General features: G+C 45.4%; 13 protein-coding genes. 10 read left to right on the top strand and 3 right to left on the bottom strand.

Annotated elements, in window-relative coordinates:
* The first annotated feature begins 183 nt into the window (after positions 1-183).
* The 10 genes from ABD031_RS14860 (at position 184) to prfB (ending at position 10193) form a co-directional block, all read left to right on the top strand.
* Positions 184-1527 (top strand): NfeD family protein, encoded by a 1344-nt coding sequence (locus tag ABD031_RS14860; RefSeq protein ID WP_343852849.1) that lies wholly within the window; start codon positions 184-186, stop codon positions 1525-1527.
* 28 nt (positions 1528-1555) lie between these two features.
* The gene (locus ABD031_RS14855) at positions 1556-1933 is read left to right on the top strand and encodes a globin domain-containing protein (protein WP_343852847.1); all 378 of its coding nucleotides are present in this window, start codon (positions 1556-1558) and stop codon (positions 1931-1933) included.
* Positions 1926-2663 (top strand): lysophospholipid acyltransferase family protein, encoded by a 738-nt coding sequence (locus ABD031_RS14850; protein ID WP_343852845.1) that lies wholly within the window; start codon positions 1926-1928, stop codon positions 2661-2663. The genes ABD031_RS14855 and ABD031_RS14850 overlap by 8 nt, the downstream gene beginning before the upstream one ends.
* A gap of 13 nt (positions 2664-2676) precedes the next feature.
* Positions 2677-2964 carry an Asp-tRNA(Asn)/Glu-tRNA(Gln) amidotransferase subunit GatC gene (gene gatC / locus ABD031_RS14845; RefSeq protein ID WP_343852844.1) on the top strand — a complete coding sequence of 96 codons (288 nt, stop codon included), beginning with the start codon at positions 2677-2679 and terminating at the stop codon, positions 2962-2964.
* Positions 2965-2966: 2 nt separating this feature from the next.
* Entirely contained in the window at positions 2967-5732 is a 2766-nt protein-coding gene (locus ABD031_RS14840; protein ID WP_343852842.1) for a tetratricopeptide repeat protein, read from the top strand.
* Between the two features lie 78 nt (positions 5733-5810).
* On the top strand, positions 5811-6527 hold the full coding sequence (locus tag ABD031_RS14835) for an ABC transporter ATP-binding protein (protein WP_343852840.1): 717 nt from the start codon (positions 5811-5813) through the stop codon (positions 6525-6527).
* Positions 6528-6587: 60 nt separating this feature from the next.
* Complete coding sequence (locus ABD031_RS14830; protein ID WP_343852838.1) at positions 6588-7139, top strand: cob(I)yrinic acid a,c-diamide adenosyltransferase; 552 nt, start codon at positions 6588-6590, stop codon at positions 7137-7139.
* 104 nt (positions 7140-7243) lie between these two features.
* On the top strand, positions 7244-8311 hold the full coding sequence (locus tag ABD031_RS14825; RefSeq protein WP_343852836.1) for a branched-chain amino acid aminotransferase: 1068 nt from the start codon (positions 7244-7246) through the stop codon (positions 8309-8311).
* Positions 8312-8517: 206 nt separating this feature from the next.
* Complete coding sequence (locus ABD031_RS14820) at positions 8518-9024, top strand: hypothetical protein (protein ID WP_343852834.1); 507 nt, start codon at positions 8518-8520, stop codon at positions 9022-9024.
* 67 nt (positions 9025-9091) lie between these two features.
* Positions 9092-10193 (top strand): peptide chain release factor 2 gene (prfB, locus tag ABD031_RS14815; RefSeq protein WP_343852832.1). Its coding sequence is split into 2 segments (ribosomal slippage): positions 9092-9151 and positions 9153-10193, totalling 1101 coding nucleotides; the frame shifts between segments, so codons are not numbered across the junction.
* A gap of 694 nt (positions 10194-10887) precedes the next feature.
* On the opposite strand, the gene ABD031_RS14810 is transcribed toward prfB, so the two are convergent.
* From ABD031_RS14810 to ABD031_RS14800, 3 genes are all read right to left on the bottom strand, one after another.
* Positions 10888-11628, bottom strand: a complete 741-nt coding sequence (locus ABD031_RS14810; RefSeq protein ID WP_343852831.1) for a phospholipase D family protein — start codon at positions 11626-11628, stop codon at positions 10888-10890.
* Between the two features lie 179 nt (positions 11629-11807).
* On the bottom strand, positions 11808-12446 hold the full coding sequence (locus ABD031_RS14805; RefSeq protein ID WP_343852830.1) for a hypothetical protein: 639 nt from the start codon (positions 12444-12446) through the stop codon (positions 11808-11810).
* Between the two features lie 95 nt (positions 12447-12541).
* Positions 12542-13574: type ISP restriction/modification enzyme (locus ABD031_RS14800; RefSeq protein ID WP_343852828.1), on the bottom strand; the 1033-nt coding region annotated here is incomplete at its 5' end.

The raw sequence follows: 13574 nt of genomic DNA, 5'->3' as shown, positions 1-13574 counted from the left end.
AAAAATGCATTCCAGTTTCACCCTAATAATTCCCCTCCCGTAAAGATACATGGTCAGAAGTGCTTGGTTCTCGTGACCTCATGCCTCTCGGAGGGTCAGGTTCTAAATCTAAAGTCTAGCCTCTTGAAAATTCATGCTTTCAATCGGTAAATCCGTATCTTTTCCTCCTCATTCCACACTCAAATGCAAATTCGCTGTTTCTTCCTTTTGCTCTTTGGCCTGATGAGCTTTTCTCTTTTTGCACAGCAGGCACCTGAGAAAATCTTCACCTTCAAGATCGACTCAGACATCGATCCTGCCATGAACCGTCGGGTTCAGCTTGCACTGGCAGAAGCGAAAAGGACCGAGTCAGAACTCATCATCATCGAGATGGATACGTATGGAGGCGCGGTCACTGACGCGGATGAGATTCGCACGATGCTACTCGAAAGCGACATCCCTATCTACGTCTTTATCAACAAGGACGCAGCTTCTGCCGGTGCCCTGATTTCCATCGCCTGCGACAGCATCTACATGGCACCCGGCGCCAGCATTGGGGCGGCGACTGTCGTCAACGGTGCTGGAGGGGAAGCCGCGCCTGACAAGTACCAATCGTACATGAGGTCGATGATGCGAAGTACGGCGGAAGCGACTGGCCGGGATCCGAAGATCGCCGAGGGAATGGTCGATGAGAAAATCGAGATCGATGGGATCTCTGCGGCGGGTTCAGTGATCACTCTATCCGTCTCGGAAGCGATCAAATACGGCTTTTGCGAAGGTGAATTCAACTCAATCGCCGCGATACTTCAGTCGCAGCAATTGCAATCCGCCGAACTTCTGGCCTACGAAGAAGATACAATTGACAAAATAATTTCCTTCTTCCTGAGTCCGGCCATCAGCGGCGTGTTGATCATGATCATTATCGGAGGCATCTATTTTGAGCTGCAAACTCCCGGCGTCGGCTTCCCGATCTTAGCGGCTATCGTTGCCACCTTGCTCTACTTTATTCCCTATTACCTCAATGGAATTGCCGAAAACTGGGAGATTCTCATCTTTTTCTTGGGCATCATCTTACTGGCTGTAGAACTCTTTGTTATCCCCGGATTTGGAATCTTCGGAGTGTTGGGGATTGTCTTTATCATCGGAGGATTAGTTCTCGGCATGCTTCCCAACCAAGATTTCAACTTTGATTTCGTCCCATCTTCCCAACTTTTTGCAGCACTATTGACAGTTATATTAGCGTCCATTGCAGCGGTCGGGATGGTATTTTGGCTCACGCCAAAAGTCAATGAATGGGGTGCTTTCCGACATCTCACCCTCGCTGGCACTCAGGAACGTAGCCAAGGCTATACCTCAAGCTTTTACTCAGAGACGCTCAAAGGGAAAACCGGGGTAGTCCATTCCAGACTGCGGCCCAGCGGAAAAGTGGACATCGATGGAGAAATCTACGATGCCTATTCCCGGGGCGAATTCATCGACCAGGGCGAGAAAATCATTGTCATCTCCACCGAAGGCACCTCCCTGAAAGTAAAAAATCTTGAAGCCTGAACCTAAAAGATTTGGCTAAGTTTACAGCATGAATCCATTTCAGTCCATTTATGAACTGATCGGCGAAGATCAAATCCGATTACTCACCCGATACTTTTACGAGAACGTCACCCAAAATCAAGCCCTGAGAAGACTCTATCCTGAAGAGGATTTGGCTCCTGCAGAGCGAAGGCTTTTCCTGTTTTTGCTGCAGGTTTTTGGCGGGCCGCAGACCTACTCTGAGGAGCGAGGTCATCCGAGATTGAGACAACGCCATTTTGCATGGCAGATCGGCCGGGAGTTCCGCGACCACTGGCTCAACGCCATGCTCTCTGCCCTCGACCGACTCGATCCGGAGCAAAATGCAAAAGAACTCATGGCAGGATATTTTATCAAGGTTGCCAATCACATGATCAATCATGACTAGGCTTCTGTCACACCTCCATTCGATCTATGCTGCGGTGACTTTTGTGCTTAGTTTCCTGCTCATCTTTCCGTTTATCGTGGTTTGCATCTGGATTCCGGGCTGGAAAAAGTACGGAAGAAAGATCAACCGCTATTGGGCGAGAGTGTACTTCTCACTGATTTTTCTTCCTGTGAAGATCGAAATGAACGCCAAAATCGAAAAAGGAAAATCTTATATCTTCCTCGCCAACCACTTCAGCTACCTTGACGTTGCGATGATGGGATTCATCCCCGGCGATGTGCTTTTTGTCGGAAAAGCATCGATCCGTAAAGCACCTCTTTTCGGATACTATTTCAAAAACCTTCATATCGCAGTGGATAGAGACCGGTTAAGAAGCCGCGCCGAAACCATGCGCAGAGCTGGCGAAGCTTTGGATCAGGGAAGCAGCATCATCCTTTTCCCCGAAGGAGGTATTTTCACCAAAAATCCTCCCCAGATGATGGCCTTCAAAAACGGGGCGTTTCGACTTGCCGACGAAAAACAAATCCCGGTAATACCTGTCACGTTATCCTACAATCATCTAATTTTACCCGATGACGGCAAGTTCCTGCTAAACCGAAGAAGTGCCAAGATGGTTTTTCATGAGCCATTGAATCCCAGTACATTCGGTTCGGACGAAGACTTGAAAAAAAGATGTTTTGAAGTAATCCAATCCCAACTAGACTTGGACAATCCCGTTATTCATTCCTAGAATTTCCAAAAAAATGAAGATAGACAAAGACTCAATCAAGAAGATCGCTCACTTGGCGCGATTGGAATTTGACGAAAGTTCTGCCGAAAAGATGTCCAAAGACATGTCGCAGATCCTGGACTGGGTGGAGCAGCTGAATGAAGTCGACACCAGCGGAATAGAGCCACTCACAACCATGTCATCGGAAATCAATGTGATGCGCGAGGACAAAGTCGGAAAGCATCTCGACCACGAAGCCGGATTGCTGAATGCCCCAAAGCGAGACGCAGAATATTTCCGAGTACCGAAGGTTTTGGAATAAGAATGCTAAAAAACACCTCCATTTCGAATCTCATCGCAACAACAGCTGCCCTCCTGCTTTTACTGTCTGGAGGGCTTTTTGCGTGCTATGCGCTGCTAGTTGGAGCAGAAATTTACCCCAATATAGAGCCTGGAGCCTTTTTGGATACAATTGCCGTACCACTGGACTGGGTCAACTTAGGCACGCTCTCCTTTCCGATTCAGGTGGACAACTACCTCATATTTCAGGAGTTTCACTCGCTTCCGGCTAGGTTTACCCTGCGTGAAAGCTATTTGTTTGGCGGAATAGTCTTTTTGACCGCCGTTTCGGCACTGGCACTTTTCAGTACGTTTCGAAAAATCCCTTTCCTCCTCGCCAGTGGCGCATGGATTGTGTTGTTGTCGCTTTTTAATGCTAACGGGCTGAATATCGGAACGGCCAGCTCTAACATACCGTTGATTATTCTGATCGTTGGTACTGTTTTGCCTTTGATCTATTTCCACGTCTGGAAGACCAACGCAGCTTTTTGGTATCGATGGGTGGTGGTGTTCTTGACGTCCTCGATTTCGTTGACAGCCTTGATCAAGCTGAGCCCAATCACTAATCCTCAATTATACCTCGCCGAACAAAGCTTAATTGTAGGGATGGTCATGTCTATCGCCTGGATTTTTTGGCAGGGTCATGCCGTACTTTCCGGCATCTACCTGCTTTTGGCCAGAGCCAACCAAAACATCAGCATGAAGATTTCCTGGCAAATATTGGGGATCAGTGCTCTTTATTTACTGACGCTGGTATTCCTTCTTCTCGAACTGCAAGGCGGAACCAATCTGCTTTTCCCGACTTTTTCACCGCTGTATCTCGTACTGCCAATCGGAACTCTAGGCTGGATATCCACCAGCGAAAAGCTGAAGCAAGAATCGGAAATCGCTGCAAAACCGAACTATCTAAACGCACTATTCGTACTCGGATTTTCACTGGTTTTTTGGGTAATCTGGAAACTTGAAATCTCCCAAAATCAAGCCGCTTCGGAGTTTTTGAAACAACTGATTGTCTATTCTCAATTTGGATTTTCGTTGTTTTTCGTTGTCTACCTCCTGAGCAATTTCCTCTCGGTCATGGACTCCGGCAAGTCGGTCGACAAAATATTGTACAAGCCATTTTCACTCCCCTATTATCACCTTCGCATCGGGGGCTTGATCGCGATCTTGGTGGTCACCATCTATATGGATGCGATCTTGGCACCACAGGTCAGTTCGCTTACATCCAACATACGTGGGGATTATTACTATCAGACAGGCAAAAAATTGGAAGCGAGTATTTTGTATGAAAATGCCTGGGATACGTTTCGCAAAAATAGAAAAGCAAAAAACACAACCTCCCAACTCCTTCTTGATCTCAACCAGCCAACTCTGGCGAAGGAACACTTGGATGAAAGTTTCGCCGAAGCGCCGCAGGTGGATAATATTCTCTTGCTCAGTGCGCGGGTGATCCGGGAGAACAAACCTTTTGAGGCGGTGTTTTACTTGGAAAACGGATTAAAAAAATTCCCCAACAATCCTTACTTAGCAAATAACCTGGCTTTGCTCTATGTCAGAGTTCAAAAACCAGAGCAGGCACTCAAACTGCTAGAAGACTACCAAGAAACCAATCCAGTACTTGCTTCCAATCTGATTGCCCTTCAAAGCAAGTTTCAGACCGAACGTTTTGCAACCGAATCGAGCGATGAATTGATCCCCCAGATCAATCGAATGGCGAGAAGAAATCTCCTAGGCGAAGCAAGCTCCGAAGCCGAGCTAAAGAGTCTTGACGAAGAACTGAAAAAAGGAGCTTCACCAATGATTTTGAACGCCGGAATCAGAAATCTTTTCTCAATCAAAAGCTTCTCAAAGACCCCGGAAGACCTCGCCCTGATCGACTCAATCAGCCACGATCCGGCGATGCTGGAGTACCTAATGCAAGTACAGGAGACAGCATCGATCCGAAGTCTAGCCGCAGGGCGAGTGACCGAATCAGTTAAAAACCTGAACGGACTTGCCTTCCGAAACCCAGGCGATGCGGGCTATTACCTTAACCTGACAGCTGGAATCTTGGCTCGGAATCTGGATTTTGAGAAAGCGTCAAAAGACATCATCGCTTCGGAAGAAAAAGGTTTCAAAGCCTTCAGACCTTATCATTTGACGATTTTGGAACTGGGTGGATTTGCAGAAAAGAGCACAGAATTAAAAGCAAAATATCAGGTTCCGGGATCAAATTCTCCGGATGAGTTTCTCGCTTTGCTCGCCAAGTTTAATCAAATGACCCCTGAAAAGCTTTTCGATCAATGGGCTGAACTACCGTCTGAAGAAATGAAAGCAACTTTGGCCTACTTGCTTTTGGAAAGAAAAGCCCATGGCCTGACTAAATATCAACTAAATGAGCTCGGAAAAGTCCTGAAAGGAAAAGTAGAAAATGAGGAGAAACTTGCTCAGTTCCTTCAAAACCCCAATTGGTCAAATCAAGCTTCGCTCCTCGCTTTCTCTGAATTCCTCCAAGTTGGCGAAGAATTGAGCGCGAATCCCTATCGCACCCCATTGATTCTCAGCGCTGCGGATAGACTCCAAGATCCTTTAGCCCAATATGAATTGCTCAACACAGCGAGCGAGTTCAGCAAAGATCCCTTGCTCTGGATCAAAAAAGTCCAGGCAGCCAAACGTATCGGTCTGGGAAACTATGCCACGGATGCGATTCAGGAGATGAGTACCTGGATGAGTTGGGATGAAATTGAATTCCTGCAGGGCACCAACTTTTAGGCTTTTTTCACGTATTTTGACCCACCGGCTTTCGGAATAATAAATACTAAACCACTATCTTAAACAAAATTTTATACCATGAGCAGAGTCATCGAAACCCAGGATATCAACAAAACTTATAAAATGGGTTCAGAAATCATCCAAGCCCTCAAGTCAGTGAGCATATCAGTAGATCGTGGAGAATATGTGGCGTTCATGGGCCCATCCGGATCCGGGAAATCCACCCTGATGAATATCATTGGCTGCCTGGACTCACCTACAGCAGGCTCGTATGTCTTGGCCGGAAAAGACGTCAGCGACATGAGCGAAAATGAGCTGGCTGACATCCGAAACAAGGAAATCGGTTTTGTTTTCCAGACGTTCAATCTACTCCCAAGAGCTTCTTGCCTTGACAATGTGGCTCTACCGCTTGTTTACGCAGGTTTCAGCAAAGCTGAGAGATCTGAAATGGCTTTCAAAGCATTGGACAACGTAGGTTTGGGAGAAAGAACCAAACACCGCCCGAATGAACTTTCCGGTGGACAGCGTCAACGGGTTGCCATCGCCAGAGCGTTGGTAAACAATCCAAGTATCATCCTTGCCGATGAACCTACCGGTAATTTGGACTCCAAGACTTCCCACGACATCATGGAGCTTTTTCACGAGCTCCACGCAAAAGGCAACACCATCATCATGGTGACTCACGAAGACGATATCGCCCACTATGCACACCGAATCGTCAGACTGCGCGACGGCTTGGTCGAAACAGACACGATCAATCCCAATCCTACCCGAGGCGTACCGGCACACGCCTGATTTCATCCCGTTAAATTCAAATAGATTCTTATTTTTGTCACTGAAAAGCACGGTGACTGGATGAAAATCTATACAAAAACAGGAGATCAGGGTATCACATCACTACTTGGCGGCTTGCGGGTACCAAAGTGCGACTTGAGGATTGACGCCTATGGCACCATCGACGAACTCAATTCCTACATCGGGTTGCTAAGGGATCAAGCGGTCAACGAGAAACGGACTGGTTTCCTCAAAGAAATCCAAGACCGACTGTTCACTGTCGGTGCCGACCTTGCCACTGCTCCCGGCAAAGACAAGGTAAAAAAACCAAGTCTTGATCCCGCAGACATAGAAATGCTCGAGCGAGCGGTGGATTCGATGGAAGCCGAACTGCCGATGTTGACTGCATTCATTCTTCCCGGAGGTCATCAGTCGGTTTCATTTTGTCATTTGGCAAGGACGGTATGCAGGCGTGGAGAGCGGATCACAGTGGAATTGGCTTCTGTCGAACAGGTTTCTGAGTTGGTCATTCAATATCTTAATCGGCTATCGGACTACCTGTTCGTTCTGGGTAGAAAAATGGCACAAGAACTTGAAGTCGAAGAAGTAACTTGGGCACCAAGACTAAAATAAGCAAAAGCAGTTTTGTAAATTGCCTTGAATTCAAGCCGACGTCCGATTTGGATTAGAAGGAAAATAGAAAAAATGAGGACACGAGCCTCCAAATTTTAAAGCGTATGAAGACCACACTTGCTATCCCGGTTCAGAAGACCACCAAGTCCAAACTTGCCGAAACAGACTTTTCCAACTTGGTCTTTGGTAAGACTATCTCTGACCACATGTTTGTGGCGGACTATAAAAACGGGGAATGGACTGATCTTCGGATCCAACCTTACGGCGCATTGGATCTTCATCCAGCCAACGCTGCGCTTCACTACGGTCAGTCAATTTTCGAAGGCATGAAGGCTTATAAGAATGAGAAAGGCGAAATCCTGATCTTCCGAGGCGATGCCAATGCGCAACGAATGAATGAATCCGCTGTGAGAATGTGCATGCCCGAGATTCCCGAGGAGATCTTCATGGAAGGACTACTCCAGTTGGTCGATTTGGACAGAAATTGGGTGCCTGACGGAAAGGGCTCCAGCCTCTACATCCGCCCTTACATGTTTGCCACGGACAATTACATCGGGGTCAGACCTTCCGACACCTATAAATTCATCATTTTTACAAGTCCTGTCGGTGCATATTACAGCAAGCCTGTCAGCGTAAAAGTGGAGACGGACTTCACCAGAGCTACTGAAGGCGGAACTGGCGGCGCAAAAACCGCTGGAAACTACGCCGCATCGCTTTTCCCTGCGCTTCAAGCACAACGAGCTGGCTACGATCAGCTGCTTTGGACAGATGGAAAATCCCACAGCAAAATCGAGGAAAGCGGCACCATGAATGTGATGTTTGACATCAACGGAACTTTGATCACCGCTCCAACCAATACAGGAACCATCCTCAAAGGTATCACCAGAGACTCTGTCATTCAACTGGCAAAAGAATGGGGCAAGCCATTGGCAGAGCGTTTCCTCACCGTTGCTGAACTTCAGGAAGCATTGGAAAAAGGAACACTTCGAGAGGCATTTGGAACCGGCACCGCTGCAACCATTGCCCACATCTCCAAGATCAACGTAAACGGAAAAGACTACCTCCTACCGGATGGAAATCCGGGTGCCTTTTCCTACAAAGTGCTTCAAGAGCTGGATGGTATCAAATACGGAGAGATAGATGATTCGAGGGGCTGGATCGTAAAAATCTAGTCTATCGGATTGTTATTCCTGTCCAGGAGCTAGTCTTCTTCCTCAATTGAGAAGAAAGAACGGTAACCATGTATTGATGTAGTGTTCTCAACACGGTTAAGCAAATAGGTTTTTAACGTTGTTCTCTTTCTGGTCGGGTACCGTGTACCCATAAAATCTAATTTATACGGGAAGGCAACTTCCCTTTTTTTGGTTACTATACATTTATGAAAATAGCGTTAGCGGCTTTACTTTTTCTTTCTTTGATCTTTGGAGCGCAAGCGCAATCAAAAGATTTTATCCTTCTAAAAAGAGGCAGCAACCAGAAAAATCAAATCCGTTTTTACCCTGGAGAAGACATCACCTACAAAAGCAAGAAGCTCGACTATTTCGTCACCGACCAGATTGTAAGTCTTGACAAAGACTTCATCTACCTGACGGAAAACATCCTAAGCCCCGCCGACATCGAGGAAGTTGGCATTCGGCAAAAAGACCCCCGAAATCGTACGATGCGCAACCTGACAGCCCTTTTTCTCGGAACTGGAGGGATCTTGCTCAGTGTGGAGACAGTCAACACCTTAATCAAGGAGGACGATGACAGTATCGATTCCGGTGTGGTGATTACCTCAGGCATCCTGATCGGCACCGGATTAGCCTTGCTTCCGCTGCGGTACAAGACTTTCAAAAACACCACGGGCTACGGGATTCAAATCATCCTAAAGAACTTGGATTAATCAATTCGGGCTGGCAAAAGCGGATATTTTTTCGGACTTTTGCAGACTAAATTTTCCAACTAGACAGATGACTTCAGAACAACTGAAAGACTTGAAAGCCCGCACATCGGCTTTGAGGAGGTATCTTTGACTACGATCGTAAGAAAGTAGAGATCCAAGACTTCGAGGCCGTATCGGCCCAGGCAGACTTCTGGAACAATCCGGAAGAAGCCGAAAAAACCATGAAACACATCCAAGCCCGAAAGGCCTGGACTACTTCTTTTGAAAGCCTGGATCAAAAAATCCAGGACCTGGAAGTGCTGTATGAATTCTACAGCATGGAAGAGGTTTCAGAAGAGGAATTGAAAGCCGAATTCGTCAAGGCAAGAGATGCCGTCGAAGAACTCGAGCTGAAGAAAATGCTTTCCAATGAGGAGGATCAGCTCAATGCAGTCCTTGAAATCAACCCGGGTGCCGGGGGAACAGAAAGCAACGACTGGGCCTCGATCCTCATGCGGATGTACATCATGTGGGGAGAAAAGAACGGCTACAAAGTCAAAGAAGTGGACGTCCAACCCGGTGAAGTTGCAGGGATCAAATCGGCTACTTTGGAGTTTGAGGGGCCATTGGCTTACGGATTCCTGAAGTCCGAAACGGGTGTTCACCGCTTGGTTCGAATTTCGCCCTTTGACTCAGGGGGAAGAAGACACACCTCCTTTGCCTCGGTTTATGCCTATCCGGAAGTGGATGATTCGATCGAGATCGATATTAACCCTGCTGATGTAGAACTCCACACGTCCCGATCAGGAGGTGCTGGAGGACAGAACGTCAACAAAGTGGAGACGAAAGTCCAGCTGACTCACAAGCCGACAGGCATCGTGGTCGTCTGCCAGATCGAGCGCTCACAGCTCGCCAACCGGGAGAAAGCCATGCAGATGCTCAAGTCCCGACTCTATCAGCTGGAGTTGGAAAAGCGAAACGCCGAGATCGCCAAGATTGAATCCTCTAAACTCCGAGTGGACTTCGGTTCCCAGATCCGAAACTACGTCCTTCACCCCTACAAACTGGTGAAAGACAACCGAACCGCCCACGAGACCTCCGATGCGCAGAGTGTGTTGGATGGAGGCTTGAATGAATTTATGAAGGCCTTTCTACTCGCCCAAAGTGAGGAAGAGGCAAACAAAGACTAATTTAGAAGGCCGGAATTACCTCCGGCCTTTTCTTTTTCTAATTTTTTAAACCGCATAGAAAAACTATACAATGGTGGTGCTTGAGTATTCACTTGGTTTAGCTAGTGCAACCTATGATTGGTTCCGGTCTGTGAGGACACAGACCGGGGGTTGGGTGTTGTCGAAAAATGACCCTGAAAGGGTCTAACCTTTCAATAGCCCCCGGTAAAACCGGGGGTATGAATGTGCGGAAGGAGTTCCGGCAACCCTGAAAGGGCTGAACTTATAAAAGATACTTCGGATCAAATTTAATAATTCGACCCCTTCGGGATCTTGATGGACTTTGTTTGTTACGTTTCCACGGGTCCCGATAGCTATCGCGGACACCCATGGCTATTCAAGGTTTGATCCCTTCGGGATCATTACCACAACATTTAAGCACTATCAAGACCAGCCGTTAAAACGGCTGGCAATCACATCGGTCGTCCCGATGGGACTTTTATCCTATGCTTTCTATGATCCCTATGCGCTAAAAAAACAAGGTTGAAGGATTGAAGGGCTATAGCCCCATTATGGTTTCATATTTTGGGAATTATAAAATCCAAAAAAAAGGTGGAGTTGGTAACTCCACCTAGACAAGTGCCAAGCCTTCACTAAGAATTGAGTCTGGAATTGCAAATTCCGCTTACTCTAATATCCAAGCGAAACGGGAAAATCAAAGACCAAATATTTCTCTTGCCTTCCTCCAATTCTTTTTCAGTATTGGCCTACTTACGGTAGTCTCTCCGTAGGAAGGTTCGCCTGAAAAATGGCAGAATCTTTCGGCGTATTCTGGATCCCCATACTTACTCCAAGACTTAAAGGCATCAAAACTCATTGGTTTTTCAACATTGAAGGGGATTGAAATGCCTGATCTGATGCAAAATCCAGCCTGCCTGTCTGATGACTTTGTAAAAGTAGGTGCAGTCTCAACCACTTTCTTTTCAATTCTTGGAGGAGTGTCAGATGTCACCTTTTTCACGGTCACTCTTATTTCTTCACTAATTGTTACTAGCCGATGAGCTTCTTCGAGTGCCGAATTATACAACTCTGGATCTTGTGCTTTAGAAATGTAAATTCCCATTTCATTGTTGTTTTGTTGCGAAAACTCATACAAATTCATTGATGTTATGATCGCTTCATTTTCATTCAGATAACACTTTGCATGAAGGTTTTTGCATAGACTTGTGCGAATGCCTATTTGGCTTTCTAGCCAATTATTTTCTTCAAATTGAAGTTTGTTTTCTCTGTAAACTACTCTGATATCTCGCTTTTGAATATTTAGGTTACTCAGATGTTCCTTGATACGGTCATTGAATTGCAAGTATGGACTTATAAGAATTAATCGGTCTTTAGTCCCTTTGATTAGCTCTTCTAAATGATAGGAAACTCCTGTTGTGTTTAAAAATTTTGCCATTTTACTTTTTTTTGTTTAGGGTATAATAGATTTTATCTTGTGATAATTTGATTTTATGTAGTGGGATTACAAATTAGAAGAAATAAGAAAGCTTCGAAACTCTCGATGGCTATCGCGGAATACAACCAGCGTCCACGGAAACTCAAAGCTGAAAGGCATTGGACTACGCCGAGAAGGGACTATTTTACGGAATAAAAATCATCAACAACTCTTCTTAAAACTGAATCACCTTCCGAGTCCTTCCAATCAAACAATTGGATATACTTTGCTTTAGTCTCCATTTGACCAAATTCTTTAAATAAAATCTCCGCATCTTCATCAAGAAGGGTCGTTCTATTGAAATCAACGTTATAATAATTTGTTTTCTTAGTATTATTTATATCAATATAATCAATTTTTAAATAATTAATAATTTTTATAAAGGCATATCTAAATTTTAACGAATCTTCAAGTTTCTCTCCCATATTTCTAGTAAATTCCAATAATTTCAAATTGTTTTTATATCCAGTATGAGTTTCTGAAAAATTATTTCCGACAAATGTCGTCTCATAGTATCCATATAAAATATATTTTATATCCTTTGAATTAAAAAGGGAATCATGTAAATTAAATTCAATGATAGAAATTAAATTTGAATGAAAGTTATTTCCATATCCAGAAACCTTTTCTATAGTAATTTCATTCGTTTCATAAAAACCTGAATTTGGATTGTATTTTTGGTTTTGATTGATTTCAAAAATTGGCATACTTAAATTATAATTCAAATTTAATTGACTTTGCATAATCTTATAAGACGCCCAAGTAACCGTAAGAGACATGATAGCTATAAGGATTGTTGAAAAAAGGTTTATAAAATCCCTATTTCTATTTATCCAGTTCTTACATATTGCAATTTTACTTTTTTTCCTAATTTTCATCCCTCTGCCCCTTCCATAAAACCCACCCCATCAATCTCCTTCATCACCCGCTCCGTCTCCGTCAAGGCTTTGATGATGCGCTGGTAATGCATAATATCTTCGAAGTCGAGGACTCGGCCTTTGCGGTCTTTGAGCCACTTCTGGGCGGGTTGGTAGCCGCCGATGTAGAAGTTCCAAGCGAGCTCGGGGACGGAGTCGAAGTATTGGATATCGTTGATATAGACTCGGCCAATCACTGGTGGAGATTGCTTCGTCGTGCCTTCTTGCAAGGACGGGTCCTGCGTCACTGCGAGGCTTTTCGCCGAAGCAGTCTCATCAGGGAGATTGCTTCCCTCCTGCGTCGGTCGCAATGACGAGACAAACCGTGGCTTCTCCACCTCATTTTCGCCAGCCTCTGGATACTGGGTGATGAACTGATTCAAGGCCGGACTCTCCATCAGATGCAGGGCTCGTAATTCCCCGCCCAACTTGACCAGTTCCCAGAATTTGCCTGTGTCAGTCGGATAGGGCACCCGAGGAAAGTCGATCTTCAAAAACTCCTTGTACGTCTCCCGATATGTAGGCGAGTGGAGCACCGCATAGATGTAATCCAGCAAATCAATCGGCGCAAAGCTTTGTCGATAATCGGGCATCACCTCCCCACTCTCCGCAAAGCAGACTTCTCCTTCTTCCCCTTTTTCAGAGGTAAAAGTAAAGCCCAAGCCTTTCGCAATCTGATCCACGATCTTCATATCCAAATTCGGCGTGCGGGTCTCGGATTCGCCCAAACTTAACTGACCGGATGATTCAGGATAGAGGAAAAGAGGTGAGCCATAACTTCCATCATAAGGAGTTACTATTTTATGTTGACCAAGCGGAGTATTAGAAATGAATACAGAAAAATTTTCTTTTGTCTGCCTGGTGTATACAATACAAATATTCCCTTTAATTAGTTCGTCATTTAATTGTATCCCTCCGATGAACTGCATCTTGATAGGCCGTGATTTAAGAGCTAAAGTTGCGGGATGAAAAAGTGGAGTGTCGAAACCT

It is taken from the genome of Algoriphagus jejuensis (genome assembly GCF_039523455.1).
Classification (GTDB): domain Bacteria; phylum Bacteroidota; class Bacteroidia; order Cytophagales; family Cyclobacteriaceae; genus Algoriphagus; species Algoriphagus jejuensis.
The sequence above is the reverse complement of the archived record's forward strand: the minus strand, read 5'-3'. Positions and strand labels throughout refer to the sequence as shown.